The sequence below is a fragment of the Paenibacillus timonensis genome, from assembly GCF_022427145.1.
GTDB lineage: Bacteria > Bacillota > Bacilli > Paenibacillales > Paenibacillaceae > Fontibacillus > Fontibacillus timonensis.
On sequence record NZ_JAKSXN010000013.1, the window covers coordinates 70,547 to 93,418 of the forward strand.

Here is a 22,872-nt window from a genome sequence, read left to right on the forward strand (position 1 = left end):
TTTTCTTGAAGGATACATCCAAAGAGATCAAACAAATTATCGGCAAAACCATCAAAGCTTTACGAATCAAGCAAGGTTTAAGCCAAGAGGATTTGGCGCATGAATGTGGTGTAGATCGATCCTATATTTCCATGATTGAAGTCGGAAGGAACGAACCTTCTGTCACGAAAATATTTGAACTTTGTAAAGGCTTAAAAATCAGGCCGTCTGATTTTTTCAAGCTATTAGAGAATGATTACACAAGGATAAGTGAAATTGGCGAGGAATACAACAAATAACGGGATACCAAGCCTTCTCAGCTTGTATCCCGCTATCTGTTGTATCAGCCTATCGAAAAGGTTCTTCTGTTATCTTCAATTAACGCCCCTCCCGCCGCTGATAATTCTCCCGAATTTCCTCGTTCCAATCCTCCGGCATGGATGCCGTTTGGCGGAAGGAAGCGACCGCTTCACTCATGACGCGAAAATTGAGCTCGACTCCCTCCCGGTCGGCGTGAAAGTTCTGGGCGCGATCCGGAGAGATACCAAAATGCCGGGCGGTTTCAACTGCGTCAATGTTCGCGCCAAGAAAGATAAATTCCCAACCCTGACGCGTTTTCTGGTGTTCAATCATCTTCTTGACCCGTTTCGCCGTATATTCTCTGCTGGCGTTCTCCTCGCCATCCGTGATGATCACGACCATCACCTTCTCGGCGCGATACTCATCGGCCGTATGCTTTTGGGCGTTTCCGATTTTGTGGATCGTCCTGCCGATGGCATCCAAGAGCGCGGTCGTCCCTCCCACCTGATATTCCTTCTCCGTCATCGGACTAACGGCCCGGATGTCGATTCGATCGTGAAGAAGCTCATCGTTGTTAGCAAAAAGAACCGTGGTGATGCGGCACTCGCCCTCGATCGCCTTTTGCTTCTTCAGCATCGAGTTATAGCCGCCGATCGTATCGGCTTCCAATCCAGCCATCGAACCACTCTTATCCAGAATAAATGCCAACTCGGTTAATCCTTGTTTCATTGAAGCGTCCTCCCCAAGTGTTATCGTGATTTAAGGGTAACCCTTCACCGCAGAAACTAGGTCGCTTAAGAAGCGACATTCTTCCCCCGCTTTAACCTCCCAGCAACGGTTGATCGTACTTGAACAGCACCTCGTTGATCTCATAAATATCATAATGGCCGTTGATAATGAAATACTCCACAATCACATCAAACTTCTGGCTGCGGGACAACGCAAACCCCGCTCTGCGAAGCAGATCCTCCGTTTCGTCAAGCGTCAACTCCAGCGCCACGGCCAGGGCAATCACCGTTCGTTTGCTAGGCATATACCCCTTCCCGGTTCGAATCTTCGAGAACAATTTACGGTCAAGATTGGCCCGCTTATAGACCTCGACATCCGTTTTCCCTTTTGCGTCGATCAAGCGTAGAAGGGTGTGGGAAAAAGGCTCGTCCAGATGTCCAACCCAATCATCCAGCGCTTCGAACAAATCGGATGCCGGCGCAAAATTTTTCGGTACGTCGGAGGCCTGCAAGGCCTCGATTTCAACGTCAAGCAACTGCCGGTTGCGCCGACGGGCCGTATGGATATCGACATAATGCTCGTCAATATAACTTGCTACTCCGCCTAAGATATTTTCGCTGACCGTGAACGTTTCTTTGTCAAACACCACAAGATAGACATCCAGTTCATGGTCCTCAACAAAATCGCGAATGACAGAAACAGCAACCTGCAGCGCTTGCTTCTTGGGGTAGCCAAAGATCCCGCTGGAGATCAGCGGGAACGCGATACTCTCGCATTTATGGTCGGTAGCGAGCGTTAAGCTATTCCGGTAACAAGCGCGAAGCTGCCGCTCCTCTTGATGTTTCCCATCTCGATAGACAGGCCCCGCCGTATGAATGATGTGCTTGGCAGGCAGACGGTAACCCAAAGTCAGCACGGCTTCGCCAACCTGAATCGGAGCGAGCGGATCGCAAGCCGCTTGCAGTTCCCGCACTCCCGCCGCTTTAAAGATAGCCCCGCAAACGCCGCCTCCCATCTGCAGCGCGGGATTCGCAGCGTTAACGATAACGTCAACCTTCACCTTCGTAATATCCTGCCGGACTAGAGTCAAAGGCATGATCTCACCTCCCTACTTCCACTTTACAAACAACCGACGTGGCATTTACCGCGAGGGGAAAGATTCCCTTTTCAACATAGAGAAGATCGCAAGGTCAAATTTGCTTAAAATAACCTCTCAAACTCTCATCTATGCCATTCTATATCAAATGGTAAAAAAGACAAATCCATCACTAATGATGGACTTGTCTCGATTCATGTTCTTATTCAATTGGAGGAATTTCTAGTTCCTGCCGCCGTAGCCCTTATAGGTAGCGTAGACTTGATTTGCATATTGATCGGCCAGAATAGGACGGCCATAAGAATCCGTAGCTCCCGGATGCCAGTTGTCTCCGCCGTTATAGCGCAGTAATCCGTTATATATGCCGCCGAATCTATTAATTTTCTCCTGCAAAATCATGGCGCCCATGCATACCTGGTCTTGTTCGCTGCTGTGATTATAAGCGCGGCCAAAGGTTGAGCTGAATTGAGATAAATAAGCATTACGTGTGTTGGGTTCTACCTGCATCAAACCGTCGCCGGCTGATGGACTGCCTGGCAAGCCTGCTCCAAAGCTGCTTTCCTTTTTGATCACGGCACTTAGCAATAAAGCAAAATCTCCGCCTTTGCCAAATTTATTGTCCACATTCATCACATAGTTCCAGATGTGGCTGGGAACCTCGCCAGGTTTCGTTACTGTAGAAGGTGACCCCGTGTAAATCTTGACCGATGACATTTTGTCATTGACGGCATTGCCAACCCAGGAAGAACTTGAAGTAAAAGTCCATCGGGTGCCTCCGAAGTTATCATTCTCATAAACTTCAACCGTCCAGCCGCTGGGAACCGTAAGTGACGACATCCAGTCATTCGGAATTCCGTTTGCATTCAACTGAGACAATGTATAATTTCCAACTCCAAGGGTGACTGCTTTTCCGCCATAGTTGATATCAGCATAAAAGGTTACTCCGTTTGTTGCCGGCGGTGTGGTGGGGGGTGTTGTTCCGCCGCCGCCTTTCTGCCATAAAGCCGGAACATTGGACGGTTCCCAACCTACGAGGGAAGTGTGTGCCTGAAGACAGGTATACGTGCTTCCACTATAGGTTACCGTGTCATTTACGGCATAGGCGGTATTGGGAGCCCATGCTCCTCTTGCGGCTGCGCTCACCGGTAAGACGGCGCAAAATGTAGACAGAAATACGGCTAAAACTACGATCAAGGATGTGGCTTTAAAAGAGACCTTTCCATTCGTCATTTTCATGCCTCCTTGGATTTATTATCTATGGCTCACCCATAAGACAAGCCACAGGTTGTAACCGCATTATATTCCAAACTTTCATATCTTGATAAATAAAAACAAATTATTACAATCACAATGATACAGAATCATGAAAATAATTCCAATAGTGCCTAAGCCCTGCTTTTCTTGAAGTTTTTTTGAATTTTTTGATAGAGTAAGAATCAAAAAAACGAGCCCGGTACAATACCGAAACTCGTTTCACGCAGATCTCGAACTAGCGGCTTCATTTAACTGTCCGATGCCTCGTCCATCTGTTGGGCAAATTCATCCAGAAGCGCACGAACTTCATCGGTAGACGTTGTGCTCATCAACCGATTCCTTAATTCGCTTGCCCCTCTAAACCCTTTGACATAGATCTTAAAAAAACGATGCAGCGCTTTAAACGGACGCGTCTCCAATTGCTCGGAATACTGATCATGAAGATCCAACTGTAATCTTAACAGATCAAGATATTCCGTGCTGCTATGTTCTCTCGGCTCTTTTTCAAAGGCAAACGGATTCTTAAAAATCCCTCGTCCGATCATGATCCCATCCACCCCATACTGTTCGGCCAGCTTCAGGCCCGTTTGCCGGTCCGGGATATCGCCGTTAATCGTAAGCAGGGTCTGCGGCGCCACGCGATCACGAAGCGCTTTAATATCGGGAATCAATTCCCAATGCGCATGGACCTGGCTCATTTCCTCTCGCGTACGCAGATGGATCGACAGATTCACAATATCTTGCTTCAAAATATGGGTCAACCAGTCCTGCCACTCGTCAACTTGATTGAAACCCAGTCTCGTCTTGACACTTACGGGTAATCCCCCCGCCTTTGCGGCTTGGATGATTTCGGCGGCCACCTCCGGGCGGAGAATTAAGCCGCTCCCCTTCCCATTGGAGGCCACATTAGGGACCGGACAGCCCATATTGATGTCGATTCCTTGAAATCCTAACTTCGCCATCTCGATACTCATTTTTGCAAAATACTCCGGCTTATCGCCCCATATGTGGGCCACGATGGGTTGTTCGTCCTCGGTAAAGAGCAAACGTCCCCGCACACTAAGATTTCCCTCCGGGTGACAATAGCTCTCCGTATTGGCAAACTCCGTAAAGAAGACATCCGGTCTTCCGGCTTTACTCACCACATGACGAAACACGACATGCGTCACATCTTCCATCGGAGCAAGGATAAAAAAGGGCCGGGGTAAATCCCGCCAAAAATGATTTGTGTTTGTCATTTCAAACTCCAATCCTCTCGTTGTACCTAATATTCCATTATAAAGGCTCCCCCTTGCTTAAGCATCCCCAGTTTCCTCCAATCCGAACGCGGCAGCACGGCCGGCAGCTTTGGAGCTTTTCGTGATCCACCTTAAACTTCTCCACGATCTTGGTCGGTGTACAATTTTTTGATGTCATCTAAACAGGCTATAAATGTTTGAATGAGCTCTTCAGGATAAATAATGCTGACTTTATTTCCAAAACCAATAATTTGAGCGATAGCTTTATCAACCGTGTAATAATTTTTCTTTACGAGGATTGTCCCGTCCGGATGATTCATGATTTCATCTTTCTGAAAATGATCTAATACTTGCGCCCTCATCTCTTGGCTAAATTGGAGGCAAACCGTGATTATGCCGCTATCCGCTTTCCCGTCTTCCTTGCCATAGAGATCTTCAATCGTATAGGCACGCCTGGTAAAATAGCGATTTGTATTATACGTTTCAATGATCCGGGTTAATTTAAAGACTCTGAGTTCCTTTCGCAGTAAACAATATCCCCAAGTATACCAGTGATAATCTTTTAAAAAGATTCCCATCGGTTCCATATCCCGCACGGTTTCACTTCCTTTATGATCCACGTATCGAATCCTGATTACAGTACAATTCTGAATGGATTTGTATAGGGCTTGAATATGTTGCGAACTGTTATTCGAATGTGAAATTTGCAATTGGATGCTTGGGTCTTGCGCGGGAACTGTGTCGATTAAAAGATTGATTTTTGAAATCAATTCGTGAATATCCTCGAACCCCGTAGCCTTTTCAACGCTTCTTAAAGCCCATTGGATCGAGAGTAAATCATCTAAAGTCAGATACGTTTTATCCCATTTGAACCCATCCATTAATTCATAACCGCCGTCTTGTCCGGAAAGCGATACGATGGGAATCCCTGCTCGATGAAGAGATTCGATATCCCGGTATATCGTTCTCTCGGATACTTCAAAATACCTCGATAGGTCCTCAGCCTTCATCCTTTTCCTGTGAATCAGCAGCACAATGATCCCTAATAACCGTTCGATTTTCAAGGTTCAGTCCCCCGGAATCTCATTTCTTAAATATTGTGCAGTTATCGAGTTACATCGGGTCACCAAATCTTGCGGCGTGCCTGCGAACATGATCTCCCCTCCATGTTTTCCGCCATCGGGTCCAAGATCAATAATCCAATCCGCTTGTTTCATCACATCCAAGTTGTGTTCGATCACAATGACGGTACTGCCGTTATCAACCAAGCGATTGAGAATGGATAATAAATGTCTCACATCGGACATGTGAAGCCCCGTTGTCGGCTCGTCCAACACATAGATGTTCCCGGACCGCTGAAGCTCGCCCGCTAATTTAATTCTTTGGCATTCTCCGCCCGATAACGTATTCAACGGTTGCCCCAACGTCATATAGTCTAATCCTACTTCCGATAATGCTTGTAAAGTAGAGACCACTTCTTTCTCCCGGAAAAAGGATAGGGCCTCTAATACGGTCATGTCCAGTACATCCGATATGGATTTTCCATTTAACTTATACTGAAGAACTTCTTCTTTGAACCGTTTCCCACGACAGGTTTCGCAAGTCGTTCGAATACTTTCAAGAAATGCCAGGTCCGTAGTAATAAACCCGTTGCCATGGCAGTCCGGGCACGCCCCTTCCGAATTAAAGCTAAAAAGCGACTTGCTTACCTTGTTCGCTGAGGCAAAAGCATCCCGAATCTCCTCCATCATGCCCGTATAAGTCGCCGGGGTTGACCGGGTCGAGGTACTCACTGACTTTGGGTCGATCACAATACTATCGGGATGCTGCTCCGGAAAAACATCAAAAATTAATGTGCTTTTTCCCGAACCGGCCACTCCCGTAATGACAGTGAGCACACCACGAGGGATATGAGCAGTGACATTCTTCAGATTGTGTTTTGAGGCTCCAACAACGGAAAGATATCCGGTGGGTTTACGAGTTTCCTTTTTAAAGGATAGGGTATCCCTCATATACTTTCCGGTTAGTGTATCGGCAACGCATAACCCCGGGAAATCCCCTTCATAGACAATTTCGCCGCCACTTTCACCCGCGCCCGGTCCAATATCGACCACATGATCGGCAATCTGAATCACATCCTTGTCATGCTCGACCACGATCACGGTGTTTCCTTTGTCCCGAAGTCGCTCGAGCATCTGATTGAGGCGGTGTACATCGCGGGGATGCAATCCGGTACTGGGTTCATCAAAAATATACATCATATCCGTAAGACTGCTGTTCAGATGCCTTATCATTTTTACGCGCTGCGATTCGCCGCCGGACAAGGTTGATGTCTCCCGGTTGAGCGAAAGATAGTAGAGCCCCATGTCTACAAGATGATGCAGCCGAATGGACAGATTGGAAATGATCGGTTTGGCTATGGGATCATTTATGGCTTCGAGGACCTTTAACAACTCGCCTATTTCCATAGCGGCGAACTGGGCGATGTTATAACCATTTATTTTGCAATTTAATACCTCGTGGCTTAACCGGGTTCCATTACATGCCGTGCAATGGGTTATGGTAATAAACTTCTTGACATTGTTTGATAATTGATGGATTTCTTTTTCCAAAAACATGCGTCTAAATCGGTCAATAACCCCTTCGAAATACTTGACGGGTTCGTTTTTTAAGGGTAATGCGATTTTCTTGTCTTTGCCGTAAAGCAACATTTGCCACTCGGTCTCCGTGTAATCCATTAGCTTTTTATCCGGATCAAATAGGCCCGAGATGAGATGTTTCTGCCAATACCAGGTCCCCACGGTGAAGGTGGAGAACAAAATCGCGCCTTCATTCAGTGATTTTGTTTTATCAAACAGCTTCTCTATATCGGGCTCCACCCTTCGCCCCATTCCCTGACACCTCGGACACATTCCCTTCGGATTGTTGAAGGAAAACACATCCGATTCGCCAATAAAGGGTTGCCCGATCCGAGAAAATAATAATCGCAGCAAGGAGTAAGTGTCCGTGACCGTACCCAGCGTTGAACGTACATTTCCGCCTAATCGCTTTTGATCGATCACCACGGCGGGGGAAAGATTCTCGATGGACAATGCGTCCGGTTGACTGTAGGTGGGCAATCGATTTTGAATATACGCCGTAAAGGTTTGATTTAATTGACGCTGGGCTTCCTTGCTGATCGTGTCGAACACGATGGATGACTTTCCGGAACCGGAAACGCCCGTAAACACAGTGATTTTCTTTTTGGGAATAGAGAGTGTTATATTTTTTAAGTTATTTTCCTTTAAGCCTACAAGTTTGATATATTGATTCGGTTCCATCAGATTTACCACTCCTGTATAGTCTGACATTTATTTAAAGCTCATTATACAGAAGTACCCTGACAACATTATGTCAGGGTTGATAAATATGAAGCAATGGGATCAGGGGACACCTTCAAGTTGTGCAAAAGAGAGGGGCTCGTCCCCCCTCTTCGACCTCTTCAAGATCAACTCTCCCGTGCTTTGATGGTGACTTTGACCCTGTCGCCTGGCTGCTTGCCAATCTTCGCACGGATCTCCTTACGCAAGCCCAGGATGTAGCATACTGACCCATCGGCGTTCTTGACCCCCATATTCACGATGCTTCCACCGTATGGCTCACCATCGAACGTCGCGTGAACCTTAACTCTGCCCTTACCGAACTCCTCCTTGAGATCATAAGGAAATTCAACATACGCCCCGTCCACGTCAGGGACCTTGTGAATCACCGCTTCAAATTTGTAGGTTTTGGGGTTCATCTGTTACCTCCTGATGAGTATAACGTTTATTGGTTCTTCACCAACAACGCCACCGATTCCACATGCGTTGAGGGGATAATAAAAATGCCGCTTAAACCTGGTGGTCTCTGAAAATACCCATTTCATTTTTTCTGACGATATTTCGGTTAAAACCACTTTTTCTCCGTCTTTCCTTGCTTCAAGACGAGTCACCTCGCCTTCACATCCATAAAAAATATCCCATGCCTGACTCTTGGAGTTATATATTCTAATCGTTGTACCATATTCTGCATCCGGCTGGTTACCATTGATCCGTTCCACTCGTTCCTATTGCTAGTTGAAGAAATACGTCTCAAACTGTTCGCGGAATTCCTTGGCATGAAAAGAAGGGTGTATTAAGTGTCCTGCTGTTTGCACTCCAATTTTCTTACAAACCTTTTTTGCTTTTTCTCCTACGGAAATGACCTTAACTCCCGGAAACAAATCCATAACCGTCGAAAGTGCATATGCCCCCATTCTCAGTTCAGCAGAAGTTGGAGTCCTATTTCCCCCGTCCTTGTTCCTAGGGTGTAGCGGAAACGCGTTCCACATCACCGGTGGCTTCGCCAACCGATCCACCGCCCCCCAAACAACAGTTGCCGAAGCTTCGGATTTATTGCCCTCCACCACAAATCGGGTACCAGGAAAATGACGCTCCAAGCGTCTTTCTTGAATCAATCGCTCCGAAGTAAAGGGAATCCCCGTCTTTACGCAACCATGAACCCCTGGCGCCTCACCGATAAACATCCAATCGGGCTTAATCCAGTATAACGCACTAAAGTATTTAATTAAATTCAGTCTCCTCATATCCGAATCTGCGTAAAAGTTCCCGACTTCAGGTAGGTCCTGTCTGGCTAACCAATTCACCAAATCTCGGATCTTGCTTTCGAACTCCCCTTCTTCGTCCGCCTCGGGATGAAGCCAAGCATCTCCGTATTTGGAGTATCCTTCCCCTCTTACGTTCCTCCGCTTTTCGCACTATTTTATTTCATTTTTTAGTCCTCTTTTTTTCAGTCTTCTCTCATATTGCCGAACGCCTTTTTTATGCTAACCGCTGGGCAGTTTTATGAAGTGACAGTCAATATTAGGCAACTTGATGCTTGCAGTAAGTACGTACAGCAAGAAACAGAAAGACAGGAATTTCAATTATTGCTGCTGCTAATGTCACATAAGGTGACCATATACTTGCCTGACCCAGATGCAGGTAAGTAAAACCTGTCAGTTGATAAAGTAAACTGTTCTGCATACCGATTCCCCCTGAGGGTAAGAGAAAGGTTAGCCAATTAGCTCCGGCTGAATAGGTAAATATAGGGAGCAGGCACACTACAATAGCGATCAGGATAACAGAAAGGGAATCCTTGAATTTGGCTGATAGAAATAGTGTAAAACTAAGGGTTGCCAGCAATGAAATAATTCCTCCGATTGCCAAGGCAATCTGAAGTTGTCCTAAATTAAATGCAGGCAGGCTGATAACGGAAAACAACATCTGCATTGATGTTTTCATGCATTCTGTTCCAAATGCAAGATTTGAAATGAGCAAATGCAGCGAAATACAAATGATAAACGTTGCGGTGAAAATGGTCAGCGCAGCCATTATTTTTACAGTTGCCAATCGGGAACGCCCATACTTGGTGCAGCGCAAGATACTATCCGAACCCGTTTGATATTCATTGGAAAACGTCGGGGTAGCGGCAGCGGTACATAGAACAACAAGGATAAAAATAAAAAGAACAATATAGTCAAAGGCGTCCCTTGAATACCCGGGATAAAACTGAAAGGGCGTTTTTATCTCCGTATATTTTTGCAAGGATGCTTTCTGTGCAGCAGGGTGTCCTTTTTGCTCCATCTGCATAATGTCTTTCAAGTGCTGTACGGTTTGTTCATAGAAACCGTCTAATTTGTCGGGAGAAATCTCCATTAAACTCGTTCCCTGACCCGTTTTGGGGTCAGAATAGGCTTCGGGCAGTCTGCCTAAAAGCGCTTCTACCGGAAATACTTTTTCCATGTAAAGCTTTATCGGAAATTCTCCGCTGTAAATACTGTCTTCTCCATATGGCTGAACAGCACTTTGATAGAGGGTTAAAGCTTCTTTGAGCTTATCCGGGGTAACCACTCCGTTATTCGCAGAGCGTAGCGACTTCTTATAAGCGATCGCATCCAAACCATTTAATTCGGCGACTTTGTTGCCATTGGGGTCATATTGATTGATGTCCTCGTACATAACGGGCAGCCATGCCATGACCGCAGACATTACCAGTGCGATAAGCAATAAAATGATGGAACGACGTGATTTAAGCACGCGCTTTACTTCAAGTAAATAAATACGCATGGATTATTTTCCCTCCTCAAGGGTTTCCTCTTGCGGGAACAACCATAAATATAAATCCTCCAAACGGGGAGGAGCCATTACAGAATCACTTGTTTTCGCTTCCTCTGCCAGATAGCGGATAGATACCTGATGATCCCCCTCACTGCGTTGATTGATAATCCGCAGCTGCATTTCATACATGGGCATTTTCTCGGCAGGAACCACGCAAGTCCAAACTTTTCCCACAACTTGTTTTACCAATTCATCGGTTGTGCCTACATCAAGAATCTTTCCTGCTTTCATAATGGCATTTTGGGTAGAGATATACTCAATGTCTGACACGATATGTGTTGAAATGAGTACGATCCTCCCCTGTGAAAATTCGGAAATGAAGTTGCGAAAGCGCACCCGTTCCCCTGGGTCAAGACCCGCCGTCGGTTCGTCCATCATCAGAATTTCAGGATCATTCAGCATTGCTTGTGCAATCCCTACCCTCCGTTTCATTCCACCCGACAGCTTAACCATTTTTTTACTCTTCACATTGGAAAGGGTGAGGGTATCCAGCAAGCCATCTATCTTTTTTCTGGTTTCCCTTGCAGGAACATCTTTCAGTGCAGCAACATATTCCAAGTAATCTTTTACCGTAAAGTCTTGAAAGAAGCCAAAGTCCTGCGGTAAAAATCCAAATCGAGTTCTATAGGCTTCCCCCATCATATGAATGTCCTTACCATCATAAGAAATGGTTCCGCTGGTTGGATTTAGAATATCCGCAATCATACGCATGAGTGTTGTCTTACCCGCTCCGTTTGCTCCAAGCAATCCCCATACGCCCGGTGTAAGGCTGAAGGAAACATCATCGACTGCGGTTTTATCCTTAAACTTTTTCTTAAGGTTTGTAATGGTCAGTTCCATGTCACTTCTCCTTTTTCTAAACTACAACGACAAACGTCCTTGTTCAGTTTTAGTGTACTGAACAAGGACGTTTCAAACTTTAATAGGAACAGGATAATTTCCTAAGAAAATCCTAAGATCGGATTGAGGTTTTCCTATGATAATGCCGGCAATGCTACAGTAAATGTAATGGTATCATTTTCACTTTGGGCGGAAATTTCGCCACCGTGTAGACGGATGATTTCATCTGCGATAGACAACCCAAGTCCTGCTCCGCCTGTGTCTGATTTACGTGCATCGTCCAAACGGTTAAATTTATCAAAAATAGAGGATAGTTGAACAGACGGGATCGTTGGACCGTGATTTTCAAATGTAACCGTAGTTGTATCTTTGTCCGCTTTTGCAGAAATCATAATTTCGGTATTGGGGTAGCTATATGCAACCGCATTTTTGAGAATGTTATTAAACACTCTTGCCAGCTTTTCAGAATCGGCGTAGACTGTCAGGTTTTCATCTGCGTTAAGGATAGCGGAATTCCCCTTAGCGGATAAGGCAGGATAAAATTCATCAATGAGCTGCACAAGCATATAATACAAGTCAACCTTTGATTTTGTCAGTTTAATTTGCTGCGTATTGTATCTTGTGATTTCAAAAAATTCGTTAATCAGCTTCTCCAGCCGCATAGATTTTTTCAAAGCGATTCCGATATATTTTTCTTTCTGTTCTACGGGCATATCCGGCGCTTCATCAAGTAAGCTCAAATAGCCGATTACGGAGGTAAGCGGCGTACGAATATCGTGTGCAAGATACATGACCCATTCGTTCTTTTTGTTTTCTGCTTCATTTACGGCTTGCTGGCTAAGCAGGACAGCCATTTTAATTTGGTTCATCTGTTTTTCCATATCTATGAGCGGTTCCGACAATTCAATGGTGCTGTCGTTTGGCTGATATATGGTTTTAGTAGCATTGATGACCTCCTGCAAATATCCCCAAGGTTTTTTCCAGTAATGATGAAAGATACAGCAAAGGCCAACGACCAAATACAAAAAATAGATAACCTCAATTCTAAGATGAAGCCACGGAAAAAATGTATTTGAAAATTGACTAAATCCATAGTCGAATATAATTGCCAAGATATAACCAATCAAGGTATAAAGAATTAAGATGATGTACAGTTTCATTCTCAATTTCTTTTCTATATCGTTTTTCTTCAAAGTTTTCATCTCTATCCTTATAGGATTTTAATTGAATAACAGCAACACAGCCGTCAATTTGTTACCGCCTAAACTAAATTTTATATCCCACGCCCCATATTGTTTTTATATATTTGGCTTCATCTGCGGTATCGCCTATTTTTTCACGCAAATGCCGGATATGTACAGTAATCGTGTTGTTACTTTTATTGTAATATTCGTCCTGCCATATTTCATGAAACAACTTCTCGGAGCTTACAACAATTCCTTTGTTCTCCAACAGAATACGAAGTATAGCAAATTCCGTGGGTGTTAATGAGATCGGCTTTTCATTTAATAGACATTCATATGTTTCCGTGTTTACTTCTAACCCCCTGTAAGACAAAACTGTTCTTGTTTCTGTTTCCTGCTTAGAAGTATTGTATTTCTGATACCGACGTAACTGTGCTTTTACTCTGGCAATTAATTCAAGTGGTCGAAATGGCTTTGTCACATAATCGTCAGCCCCTAAAGTTAATCCCGTGATTTTATCTGTTTCTTCATCTTTGGCAGTCAGCATAATTACGGGAAATGTATACTTCTCCCTAATTTTACGACAAAGGGCAAATCCATTTACTTCGGGCATCATAATATCCAGAATCGCAAGGTCAAGCTCTGTGTTTTCTAGGCAAGCAAGGGCTTCACTTGCAGAATAAAATTTAAATACTGTGTAATTTTCATTTTGCAAATAGACTTCTATCAAATCCGCTATATCGTGTTCATCATCTACAACAAGAATGTGATCACTCATCATAGGTTCCTCCTTTCAAACAGACCCAAGGTATCCTATTATTGTATCAAAGTAGTCTTTCCTATTTATCATTTTTAGCATGAGAAATTATTAAGAATTCCCTAATATAGAATCATTTCGTCTAAATAAGAGAAAGGGAGTACCATTTTTACAGTCTCCCCTTATTCTGAAAGGAAATCAGGAGATTTTATACCCTTTTCTTTTCCCTCAGTTTTCCACCAAATGCTCTACTGCTGCCTGCTCAATGGACAGACCTTCCGTATAACGTTCTAAAAACAAGGAAAAACCATCCACATCTACGGCCCTAGCCTTACTGAAAGACGGCTCAAGAAAGGAGCATCTGGGTGCGGCGCCACATCCACCTCATTCTCCAGAAAAGCTTATTTGCTCCACGTAAAGACAAACAGGACAAAAAGACGCTTGGATGAACGTATCCGGAGCGTCTATTTATGTCGAATTATCACCATTTATTGTAGAATCACAAGAAGTTTCACATCAGTTTCACATCAACGATGCATTTTCGAATATGTTCCATTCAATAATCAAGGCCTGTAACACGGTAGAACTCCTTATACATCAAGGAATCTAAAACCTGTATCACTGACGTACCAGTTTCGCAACACACTCCACATGTGTGGAGTAAGCAGAGTCAACACATATTATTTCAAAATAGCGGGATACCTAAACCAAGTTGTCATGCTTATAACCGTATCGGGAGCGAGTTGACCCACAAGAATTATTTCTTTAGGTTTCTTGCTCCCGGAACAAATTCATCGACACCATATAATCAAGTATCATGTATGGACCAAAGTAACATAACAAGAAACAGCTCAAGCTTCACATGAGCTTGAGCTTTGCCAGTTTATTAAACAGAAGAAGTGGCTTTAGTATGAATCAGAAGTATCACTCTAACAACTCACGTATCTTTTCTGTAAGCACTGCTTTTCTAGCCTCATAAAATATTTCAAAGTCTTCTATCTCAAGTGAAACACTCTGAGGAATCATTGCCTGATTACAAAATTCCGCCTTTTGCATATCGTTCATATCATTATAATAATCAACGAGGCGCATATCATTTTTGCTACCATTGCTTCTGCCCTCAAGTAGATGTAAATTAGGTAATCGATTGCGCATTCCACGCCACCTTTTCCAATCCTCTACAGAAACAGATACTGGCTTACTTTCGCTAAACCTGCTATCAGGGTGAAGATGGTCTTGTTCATACTTAAAGCTCTTATTAGTCCAATCAAGATTCAAGTAGTACAAAACCTCACCAGCAACTCTGCTACCTTTTTCGGAGTTGAGTACATCTTCAATTTTACCATCTGTAACTCTTAAGTCATTCATCTGATCGAGCATTTCAATTGTAATTTCGTAATCAAAACTGTTGATACTACTCTTCATCTGTTGCAGCTTAGTTGTAGTACCTGATTGGAAATAAGTAAAGAATATCGCCCTAAGTAAGTAAGCACGAACACCTTTGATGTTTTTATCGTAATCAGGGGTGTAGTAAATATAATAGATAATCGGCAACAGAACGTTCCAACTACTTGAAAACCGGCTCACATCAATTTTCATTTCTTTCAAAAGGTTTTCCAAGTTAGTGAGAGCTTTTTTGAAACCACTCCAATCATTTTTTAAGTCCTCTGCAATCTTTTTGTTAATGTTGGATTTAACAACATCACCATACAGCATCAAAGCTGAACGGATAATAAAGTCCGTACCAAAGCCTGCATATGAATCAACGAGAATTTTTCCAAACTCCGTTTTCGCACTTGGCCAGTATGCCTCTAGAATTGACATTGTTATTTCAGATTTACGTAATGCTTTACCGCCGCTATTAAACCTTACAAACATTTCAAGAGCATCGTCTTGTTTCATGTCCATAATTTCCGTATATCTGATCAGTTTTTCGACATAAACCTTGTTATATAACTTTTGCAGTATATCTCGTGCGTAATCCTTGCTGTCTGCCGGAACATTAGCAATAGTTTCTTCAATTGCTTTCTCTCTCGTAGTTTCATCTTGGAACTTCTCATCAAGGATATGCTTTATCTCAAATTGGGTCGGGCTCAATCTTCCAATCTTCTCACTAAACTTAATATCGAATTTCTTGGTATTATACTCTTCCTCATCGACAGATATCTTATTCTTGTTCAGTTCTATCAAAAGTTTAGATACTATCTTGTCCCCGGTCTTCTTTCTCGCATAATTCGGACGTATGTATGCTCCTCCGAACAATGATAGAAACAGTGATGTTAGCCTTTGCTGTCCATCCAATACTGCCGTATTGGTATTCTTAACGTTTATACTTATCAACTCATAATTAACACTGTCTGCCTGTTTTCTGCTATCAAATGTAACCTCCGAAAGAAAGCCACAAAAATAAGTATCCCATGTCACATTGGAGTCATCAACGTGCCAGAATAGAAATGTAGCAATAGGATAATCCAGCAAGATGGAATCCCATAGTTTTTCAATTTGCTCCATACCCCAGACAAATTGTCTTTGAAAAGCAGGCATTACATACTTTCCGTCTTTGATGTTTTGTAAAGCCTCGTATATTGTTATACTGCTATCAATTAATCTACTCATACTCAAACCTCTCCATCCTTCATGAGTGTACTTCCAGCCTTGTGCCGGATTGTTACCGTATAATCATTACCCTCATATAGTTCAAGTTCGACATATTTTTTCAATCCCCTTCCATTTTCTGAATATCTTTCACATTGGCTCTACAGGGCCTCCGCATAAGAAAAGCCCAAGCGCTAACACCGCTTAGGCTCAAATGTAGAAGGTAAATGCACTTCTGATATATTACTTCCTGACAAGTGACACACAGCACTCCACATGCACCGTATGCGGGAACATATCGACCGGTGTGACCTCGACCGTCCGGTACCCGCCGTCCTCAAGGATGCGCAGGTCGCGGGCCAGAGTCGCGGGGTTGCAGCTCACGTACACTACGCGCTCAGGCTTCATTTCGAGGATGGTGTCCAGCAGGCGCGGGTCGCAGCCTTTGCGGGGCGGGTCGACGACGATGAGGTCGGCTTCGATGCCCTGCTCTTTCCAGGCCGGGATGACGTCTTCGGAGGCGCCGACCTCGAAAGTGACGTGGTTCATCCCGTTCAACTCGGCGTTGACGCGGGCGTCTTCGATCGCCTCTTTGACAATCTCCACGCCGTACACCCGCTTGGCATGCTGCGCCAGGAACAGGGAAATGGTGCCGATGCCGCAGTAAGCGTCGATGACCGTCTCTTGCCCGGTCAGACCGGCGTACTCCACTGTTTTACCGTACAATACTTCCATCTGGAGCGGGTTTACTTGGTAAAAAGAACGCGCCGAGATCGCAAACTTCACGTCCCCGATATAATCAAAAATCACTTCGCGCCCCCACAGAACGCGAGTCACATCGCCGAAGATGACGTTCGTCTGCCGCGTATTAACGTTCTGGCAGATGCTGACGACGGGCGGCATCTCTTCGCGGATCGCGGCGATCCACTCGCCCTCATGGGGGATCCGGTCGCCGTTCGTAACCAGCACCAGCATCATTTCGCCGGTCCGGAAGCCGACCTTCACTACGACATGACGAAGCAAGCCTTGTCCCGTCTTCTCGTCGTAGGCGGTGATGCCGAGGCGGCGCCCGATCGTCTTGACGCGGCTGACGACATCATCGTTGCTCTCGTGCTGGATGAGGCATGTCTCCATGTCGACGATGCGATGGCTGCCGCGAGCGTAGAAACCGCCAACCAGGGCGCCGTCGGTGACGCCGACGGGCACCTGCGCCTTGTTGCGATAGCGCCAAGGCGCGGCCATGCCCAGCGTCGGCCGCACGACGACGGCATTGTCGCCGCCCTCGGCGGCGCTGGCGGCATCGGTGGCCGCCGCACCCGCGGCCGCCCAATCCCCAGCGGCAGCGCCCGCTTCGCCGCTGCCGCCCGCAAGCGCGCCTGTTCCCGGCGCGCCCCCCGCCACGCGCAGCTTGCCGATCCGCTCCAGCGCGTCGACGACGTGCTGCCGCTTCCACGCGAGCTGCGCGTCGTAGCCCAAGTGCTGCAGCTGGCAGCCTCCGCACTTGTCGTAGATCGGACAGGGCGGGGCCACCCTGTCCGGGCTCGCCTCAACCACATCCAGCAGTTTGGCGTAGCCATACTGCTTCTTCGTCTTGAGCACCTTGACCCGGGCCTTCTCGCCCGGCAAGGCGCCTGCCACAAACAGCGTGTAGCCTTCGGCCCGGCCGACGCCTTCCCCGTCGTGGTTCATCCCGATGATGTCGAGTACAACCTCATCGTTCTTCGCCACGGGAAGGCCGGCAATCAAGGCTTCGGCCGCAGCCGCACGCCCCCGCGATTTAAGACTACCGTTGGTTTCGGCTCCTGCCTCTCGCCCGCCACGGCCATTTTTCGCAGCGCTAGTTCTCTTTTGTGCTTGTCCCCGAGCTCCGCTCATCCGATTGCCGCCGGGACGGCCCCTGTTACTCCGTTGTTTCGTCATGACGTTCTCCTTCTATGTTCAACTGAACCGGTTACACCAGTATTCTTCAAATCCAACGCAAGTCTGTTCTACCTCTTTCCCTGCAACCTTTCATTATCGAGAAAAGACATTCGTCCATCGTCCCTATAGGTGAACTAGCTCGTCCATAAACGAACTAGCTGGAAATCACCCATCTAATTTACCCCGTTTGGCCCGATTTCGCAAAACTAATTGGAAAACCTACACCTATTTCGGCCAATTTCACTTATTTTCACCTTTTCTCGCGAAAACAACTGTACTTTTTCCAACTAATTCTCCCCGCGCCTCGATTACTCAAGAAAAGAACTGTAGAATTTCCACTTAGTTGGTTTCGAACACCCTAACAAAGCCCCTTACCTCATTCCAATCCCGATCCTACCGATCGCCGTACCCAGTTCAATATACGATTTAGTTTAGAGTTCCCCTTAATCATTCCTTGCACGGCTCCAAAAGTTTACCCAACCTTGTTGCAACAGTTACCCGCAGATACCGCATCATTTCATTCGGCAAGCCTTTACAGGCCCTGCTGGGGCCTCCCGCTACTGCTCTCGCCCCTCTAACATGCCCCGCTTACCCGGCTCGCCGCTCACCCTCCACCGCATACCGCATACCGCCCCACCCCAAGCCAAATCCCCCGCCAACCCGGCGGGGGATCGTCCCAAAACAGCATCTTTGATCAATTACCTAAATCTTTTATCTAGATCATTTACCTAGATCATTTACCTAAATCTTTTACCTTGATCTCTTCCCCTACTCACCTAAGCAAAAATCTGCAAATGCTGCGGCAATATCTCGAACACGCCCGGCAGCTCGCCGCCCAGTTCGCCGTCGAGATTGAGCATGACATGGCCGGGCGAGGTCACCTCCATGCGCCGCGTCCTGAAGTAAACGACATGCGAGTCGCCCAAATGATCGCCGCGCAGCGCCATCGTCACCAGACGGATGAACTCCGCCAGGTTGCACTTCTTGACAGCGATCACATCGAGCAGCCCGTCGTCGATGCGCGCGTCCGGCGCCAGCTTCTCGAAGCCGCCGACCGAGTTGCTGTTGGCGATCAGGAACAGCATGAATTCGCCTTCGATCACGTCGCAGCCTTCGGCGTCGATGATCAGCTTCGTCGGCGACAAGCTGGCCATCTTCTCGATCCCCTTCATATAATAGGCCAGTTGACCGATCAGCGTCTTAAGCCGGCTGGGCACTTCGTACGTTAGCTCGGTCAAGGTGCCGCCGCCGGCGATGTTGATGAAATGCCGACCGTTTACCTTGCCGATGTCGATCGGCCTCGTTTGATTCTCAATGACCAGGTCGCAATAATCCTCCCAACGCCTGGATATCCCCATGGCGCGGGCAAAATCGTTGGTGGTTCCGAGCGGGAACACCCCCAGCGGCGGCAAATTGCTCTTCCCGGCCATGCCGTTAACGACCTCATTCAGCGTACCGTCGCCGCCGGCCGCAATAATGATGTCGTAGCCGCGCTCCACCGCCAGAGCGGCCTCGCGCATCGCATCGCCTTCCCCGGTCGTGGCATGGCACGACGTTTCGATGCCGCCCTGATCCAGGCGTTCCAGCACATCCGGCAGCAAGCGCCGCATCTCTTCTCTTCCCGAGGTCGGATTATAAATCAATCTAGCTCTCTTCATCCTACAAACGCCACCCGATTATCAGAATGTCAACATGTCAATGATCCCATTATATTCAATATTTGCTGCGACATCCAGCGAGCCGCCAAAGGATGGGGCAGTAACGCCTCTCCCGAATACCGGTGAGCCAGTCCCTCCAACCGCTTCGGGATCGTGACCTTGGTAAAATACCCCGCGCTCAAAAAGAGCGGCGCCACGATAACGTCCATGCCTCGCTGCTCCGACCAATACCGCATCTTCGAACGCACGCTGTCCGGATTCAGCAGCGCGTAATCGGCCCCGCCCGCAAGTCCGGCGAGTTCTCCGGCCTGCGCCGCCAACGAAGCCATTCCACGCTCCCAGCGCTGCAAAAAGCCCGGATGCACGCTGCCGTGCCCCACAAGCAGCAGCACCTCCTGCTCCGGCCGCACCGACAGCCTTTTCACCTTATCCCAGACCATCGCCGCCACCAGCGGCCCGTCATCGATCGGATCGCCAAAAAACACCCGAGCGGAAACCCGAAAACGCTCCAGGTCGGTTTCCTTCTCCGGTGTATCCTTCACGCCCAACGCATAAGCGATCTCATCGATATGTGTACTCCCCGAGGACACGAACAAGGGAATGACGATCATGTCCGTCACTCCCTGGGATTCCAGCCGATCGATGCCGTCCTGGATCATCAGACGGCCTTCCACGGTTTCGAGAAAAGCGCAGGCCAGCGGAAGGCCGGCAGGCAAATCAACCGCCGCTTCCGCCACCGCCGCCTCCACGAGGGCCACCCAATGCTCGTCAGGGGAACCGTGGCTAATGACCAGAACACCCGGTTTGCGTACAACCTCTCCCTCGTGGGATGCCTTCCTCACCTTCGCCGGCATCATCGACTGCGCTCGTATTTCTTCTGCCATAGGCTTAACGCCCTAAACGATCCAACGCCATCTTGTAGCCATCGTTGCCGTAATTCAAGCAGCGTTTCACCCGCGATATCGTCGCCGTGCTGGCCCCGGTTTCCGCTTCAATCTGGTTGTATGTGTTGCCTTTGCCCAACATTCGGGCAACTTCCAGCCGTTGCGACAAAGACTGAATTTCGTTTACGGTGCACAGATCGTCAAAAAAAATGTAACATTCCTCGATGTCTTTTAACGTTAAAATGGCTTCGAATAATTGATCGATCGTTTTGTCGTTTAATTTCTTCAGTTGCACTGAATTATCATCCCCTACCGTTACTGTAACCACAACCCCATTGTACCCGAGTGGTGTACTCCTTTTCAAGCATTAACGGTTTCACGCATCACAGAAAGAACGCCCAAATTCCGCAAACGCCCACCGGAACCGGGACATTCGTCCATACGCAAAGCAGGGCGGGCACATACAGTATAGTAATACAAACGCCTAGCCAGGGAAAATAATGCCGTCTCCATCGAGTGGATCCCCCTGCGGCGTACTCCGATCCAAACCTAGGTCTTGTCTCGGAAGGGCGGACAAGAAGGAATCGGCCTTCGATCCGCACGCCCGACAAAATATCTGAAAAGGAAAGTGATACCATGCCCCAGAACCATGATTCACGCCAAGGACCGGTGCCCCCGTTCTACCCGTACCCCCATTACTACCCGGGGGTGAATCCGTACGGAATCAAAGCGGAGGCTTCCTCGCTTGTCCCCTATTCCCCGCCGTCTCCGGCTCCAACCCAGGCGCCGGCCGCCTCGACCACGCCGAAGTCCGGCGGCGGATTATCGCTGCCCAGCTTGGGCGACCTGAAAGGCATCGTCGACCGCATGGGCGGAATCGACGGCATCTTGTCCACGATGGGCCAGGTGCAGAAGGTGATGCAAACCGTGCAGCAATTCGCCCCGATGGCAAAGCTGTTCACCGCGTTTTTGCCCGGAGGCAAAGGCAAGTCCGCCGGCGGCCGCACCGGCCGGATGGACGAATACCGGCCTCGCCGCCGCAAATCGACCCGCAAGAAAAGCGGCAGCCGTACCGGCTCCGGCCGCAGCGGAAAGCGCTCCTCAACCGGCAAATCAGGAAAATCCGGAAAATCGGGAAATCGCCGCCGCTAACCCGGCGGCGGCTTTGCTTTTGACGGCACGTACGGGCCGACCCTACTTGAACCAGCCCCGTCTACCAAACCAGAGAATCATCCAGCCGCCGAGTGCGGCCATCAGCCCGATAATCGCGAAATATCCGTATTTCCAGTGCAACTCCGGCATGTTAACGAAATTCATCCCGTAGATTCCGGCGATCAGCGTCAGCGGCATAAAAATGGTCGTGATGACCGTCAGCGTCTTCATGATCCCGTTCATCCGGTTGGAATTCAGCGAAATATAGGAGTCGCGCAAATCCGCGGTCATTTCCCGGTCGGCCTCGATCATCTCCGACAGCTTGAGCAGATGGTCGTAAATGTCCGCGTAATAAGCGCGTGGCTCCTTATCGCCTTGGACATGCTGCGAATTCAGGATGCGGTACATGAGGTCGCGCATCGGGACGATCGTCCGCCGCAGCTTGAGCAGCCGACTGCGCAGGTCGAACACCTGGTTCATCAGCTGCTCGACCGACTCGCTGCTGCCTTTACTCTCCAACTCGTCAAGCTCGTCTTCAATCTCGTACACGCAAGGAAAATAATGGTCCACCAGGCTGTCAATCACCCTATAAGCAGCCGAATAGGGCCCGTGCACCCAGACCTTATAGTCATGGGCCCGATTCAGCATACTGCTCCACGCTTCATCCAATTCGTCCAACCGCCGCTGGTGAAACGACACCAGGCATGCGTCCCCGATAAACAGATCCACTTCCACGGTATCCAGCGTTTTTTCGTCTATCGCGTGCAACACCAGGAACTGAAAATCTTCATAATAGTCCATTTTCGGCCGCTGCAGCACATGCAAGCAATCCTCGATCGCTAGCGGGTGAAAATGAAAAAAGCTCGACAGCACCTCGGTTTCCTCAGGCGTAGGGGCGTCCAAATCGACCCAGGTCCACACGAAATGCCCGTCTTTGATCCGCTCCAGCGGAAGATCCGTCACAACCTGATGGTCCCGCGTCATCCCCATGGTCCTGATCATCATGCGCCGCCTCCTCAAAAAAGCCAATCCTCGGCAGATTGGCTTTCGTCGTTAATCCGAAATAGGTATCATTATAAGGCCCGGCTGAATTCAAGATTCGACGTCGAT

Annotated in this window: 21 protein-coding genes; 2 read left to right on the forward strand and 19 right to left on the reverse strand. The window is 47.6% G+C overall.

Going from position 1 to position 22,872, the window contains the following annotated elements; all coding sequences use genetic code 11:
* Nucleotides 1–5 precede the first annotated feature (5 nt).
* Nucleotides 6–278: a helix-turn-helix domain-containing protein gene (locus tag MJ257_RS07125; protein ID WP_240268572.1), complete on the forward strand. Its 273-nt coding sequence runs from the start codon at nt 6–8 to the stop codon at nt 276–278.
* Between the two features lie 79 nt (nt 279–357).
* Here the strand turns inward: MJ257_RS07125 and MJ257_RS07130 are convergent, their stop codons facing one another.
* The 18 genes from MJ257_RS07130 to MJ257_RS07215 all read right to left on the reverse strand — a co-directional run bounded on the left by MJ257_RS07130 (nt 358) and on the right by MJ257_RS07215 (nt 20,905).
* Nucleotides 358–1,008, reverse strand: coding sequence for a vWA domain-containing protein (locus MJ257_RS07130; protein ID WP_240268573.1), 651 nt, complete (start codon nt 1,006–1,008; stop codon nt 358–360).
* Nucleotides 1,009–1,099: 91 nt separating this feature from the next.
* Nucleotides 1,100–2,104, reverse strand: coding sequence for a macro domain-containing protein (locus tag MJ257_RS07135; protein ID WP_240268574.1), 1,005 nt, complete (start codon nt 2,102–2,104; stop codon nt 1,100–1,102).
* A gap of 222 nt (nt 2,105–2,326) precedes the next feature.
* On the reverse strand, nt 2,327–3,334 hold the full coding sequence (locus MJ257_RS07140) for a carbohydrate-binding protein (RefSeq protein ID WP_240268575.1): 1,008 nt from the start codon (nt 3,332–3,334) through the stop codon (nt 2,327–2,329).
* A gap of 272 nt (nt 3,335–3,606) precedes the next feature.
* The gene (locus MJ257_RS07145; protein WP_240268576.1) at nt 3,607–4,596 is read right to left on the reverse strand and encodes a tRNA dihydrouridine synthase; all 990 of its coding nucleotides are present in this window, start codon (nt 4,594–4,596) and stop codon (nt 3,607–3,609) included.
* A 131-nt stretch (nt 4,597–4,727) separates the two neighbouring features.
* A complete protein-coding gene (locus tag MJ257_RS07150) occupies nt 4,728–5,660 on the reverse strand; it encodes a helix-turn-helix transcriptional regulator (protein ID WP_240268577.1) in 933 nt (310 codons plus the stop codon).
* 3 nt (nt 5,661–5,663) lie between these two features.
* Nucleotides 5,664–7,916 carry an ATP-binding cassette domain-containing protein gene (locus MJ257_RS07155; protein WP_240268578.1) on the reverse strand — a complete coding sequence of 751 codons (2,253 nt, stop codon included), beginning with the start codon at nt 7,914–7,916 and terminating at the stop codon, nt 5,664–5,666.
* Between the two features lie 167 nt (nt 7,917–8,083).
* A complete protein-coding gene (locus MJ257_RS07160) occupies nt 8,084–8,374 on the reverse strand; it encodes a DUF1905 domain-containing protein (RefSeq protein ID WP_240268579.1) in 291 nt (96 codons plus the stop codon).
* A gap of 3 nt (nt 8,375–8,377) precedes the next feature.
* A complete protein-coding gene (locus MJ257_RS07165) occupies nt 8,378–8,674 on the reverse strand; it encodes a hypothetical protein (protein ID WP_240268580.1) in 297 nt (98 codons plus the stop codon).
* A 12-nt stretch (nt 8,675–8,686) separates the two neighbouring features.
* A complete protein-coding gene (locus MJ257_RS07170) occupies nt 8,687–9,259 on the reverse strand; it encodes a uracil-DNA glycosylase (RefSeq protein ID WP_240268581.1) in 573 nt (190 codons plus the stop codon).
* Nucleotides 9,260–9,476: 217 nt separating this feature from the next.
* A complete protein-coding gene (locus tag MJ257_RS07175; RefSeq protein WP_240268582.1) occupies nt 9,477–10,721 on the reverse strand; it encodes an ABC transporter permease in 1,245 nt (414 codons plus the stop codon).
* Nucleotides 10,722–10,724: 3 nt separating this feature from the next.
* Nucleotides 10,725–11,612, reverse strand: coding sequence for an ABC transporter ATP-binding protein (locus tag MJ257_RS07180; RefSeq protein WP_240268583.1), 888 nt, complete (start codon nt 11,610–11,612; stop codon nt 10,725–10,727).
* A gap of 134 nt (nt 11,613–11,746) precedes the next feature.
* Nucleotides 11,747–12,826 (reverse strand): sensor histidine kinase, encoded by a 1,080-nt coding sequence (locus MJ257_RS07185; RefSeq protein ID WP_372489753.1) that lies wholly within the window; start codon nt 12,824–12,826, stop codon nt 11,747–11,749.
* Nucleotides 12,827–12,878: 52 nt separating this feature from the next.
* Nucleotides 12,879–13,574, reverse strand: coding sequence for a VanR-ABDEGLN family response regulator transcription factor (gene vanR / locus MJ257_RS07190; protein ID WP_240268585.1), 696 nt, complete (start codon nt 13,572–13,574; stop codon nt 12,879–12,881).
* Between the two features lie 903 nt (nt 13,575–14,477).
* Nucleotides 14,478–16,169, reverse strand: a complete 1,692-nt coding sequence (locus MJ257_RS07195; RefSeq protein WP_240268586.1) for a DUF262 domain-containing protein — start codon at nt 16,167–16,169, stop codon at nt 14,478–14,480.
* Between the two features lie 222 nt (nt 16,170–16,391).
* Nucleotides 16,392–18,068 carry a 23S rRNA (uracil(1939)-C(5))-methyltransferase RlmD gene (gene rlmD / locus MJ257_RS07200; RefSeq protein WP_372489752.1) on the reverse strand — a complete coding sequence of 559 codons (1,677 nt, stop codon included), beginning with the start codon at nt 18,066–18,068 and terminating at the stop codon, nt 16,392–16,394.
* Between the two features lie 776 nt (nt 18,069–18,844).
* Nucleotides 18,845–19,726 carry a diacylglycerol kinase gene (locus MJ257_RS07205; protein WP_240268588.1) on the reverse strand — a complete coding sequence of 294 codons (882 nt, stop codon included), beginning with the start codon at nt 19,724–19,726 and terminating at the stop codon, nt 18,845–18,847.
* A gap of 29 nt (nt 19,727–19,755) precedes the next feature.
* Nucleotides 19,756–20,580 carry a sirohydrochlorin chelatase gene (locus tag MJ257_RS07210; protein ID WP_240268593.1) on the reverse strand — a complete coding sequence of 275 codons (825 nt, stop codon included), beginning with the start codon at nt 20,578–20,580 and terminating at the stop codon, nt 19,756–19,758.
* A gap of 34 nt (nt 20,581–20,614) precedes the next feature.
* The gene (locus MJ257_RS07215; RefSeq protein WP_240268589.1) at nt 20,615–20,905 is read right to left on the reverse strand and encodes a YerC/YecD family TrpR-related protein; all 291 of its coding nucleotides are present in this window, start codon (nt 20,903–20,905) and stop codon (nt 20,615–20,617) included.
* A 341-nt stretch (nt 20,906–21,246) separates the two neighbouring features.
* Here MJ257_RS07215 and MJ257_RS07220 point away from each other — a divergent pair, with 341 nt between their 5' ends.
* Nucleotides 21,247–21,762, forward strand: coding sequence for a hypothetical protein (locus MJ257_RS07220; protein ID WP_240268590.1), 516 nt, complete (start codon nt 21,247–21,249; stop codon nt 21,760–21,762).
* 42 nt (nt 21,763–21,804) lie between these two features.
* On the opposite strand, the gene corA is transcribed toward MJ257_RS07220, so the two are convergent.
* Nucleotides 21,805–22,764 (reverse strand): magnesium/cobalt transporter CorA, encoded by a 960-nt coding sequence (gene corA / locus MJ257_RS07225; RefSeq protein ID WP_240268591.1) that lies wholly within the window; start codon nt 22,762–22,764, stop codon nt 21,805–21,807.
* Nucleotides 22,765–22,872: the final 108 nt, after the last annotated feature.